The sequence below is a fragment of the Flammeovirga aprica JL-4 genome (assembly GCF_012844305.1).
GTDB lineage: Bacteria > Bacteroidota > Bacteroidia > Cytophagales > Flammeovirgaceae > Flammeovirga > Flammeovirga aprica.
Map to the genome: position 1 here is coordinate 1 of NZ_JABANE010000335.1, position 809 is coordinate 809.

Genomic DNA, 809 nt, shown 5'->3' on the forward strand with positions numbered 1-809 from the left:
CGGAGGCATTCCAGGCAATTTTCAGCGTGTTCAGCGGGTTGGCGCTCCACAGCACCACCACTTCGCTGTGCTCGAGCACCAGCGGCCAACTGGTCTGCTGCTGATACACCTCATTGCCGCCAACGACATAAGGCATGATCGCCTGCGCCGCGCCGGTGGAGTAATCGCCAAGATGGCCGGTATAGCCGCCCGCCAGGCTCATATAGCGCTGCAGCAGCGTCGCCGCCTTATGCAATACGCCGTTAGAGCGCCAGCCGTAGGAGCCGGCAAAAATGGAGGCCGGACCGTAGCTGTCGCGGATCCGCCGATGCTGGGCATCGATCAGATCCAGCGCCTGCTCCCAGCTCACCCGCACGAATTCATCCTGACCGCGGACCCCCTGGGGCTTGTCCGGTGAAGCAAGGAAGCCTTTACGCACCATTGGATAGCGCACGCGGGTTTTGCTGTGCACCTGATCGCGCCCTGCCGTTTGCAGCGAGTTGGCAAACGGTGTCGCCAGCGCGCCGCGGGAAGAGAGGACGTTTTCCCCGTCCGTTTCCACCAGCATCGGTCCCCAGTGGGCGGCGGTTAAGATGGTTTTGGTTGCAGATGAGGTTGGCAAGGGCGGCTCCTGGTCAGCGAATGCAGGTGTCATGACGGCGTGATGGGCAACCGTTCAATGTTATTTACAAAAAGAGATGGTATCCGGGGAATTTTCTCCGTAATCGCGCGTCATAATCAACCGTCACGTTCGCTGTGACAAAGAATAAAAAGGATTAAGGACATTAAATGAAAAAACGCGTACTTATGATTGCGGCGCTGGTCAGCGG

Annotated in this window: 1 protein-coding gene; it reads right to left on the bottom strand. The window is 58.5% G+C overall.

The genetic code is table 11. The features are described 5' to 3' along the window. A partial coding sequence (locus HHU12_RS34225; RefSeq protein ID WP_394353228.1) for a molybdopterin-dependent oxidoreductase occupies positions 1-634 on the bottom strand: 634 nt, incomplete at its 3' end. Between the last annotated feature and the right edge of the window lie 175 nt (positions 635-809).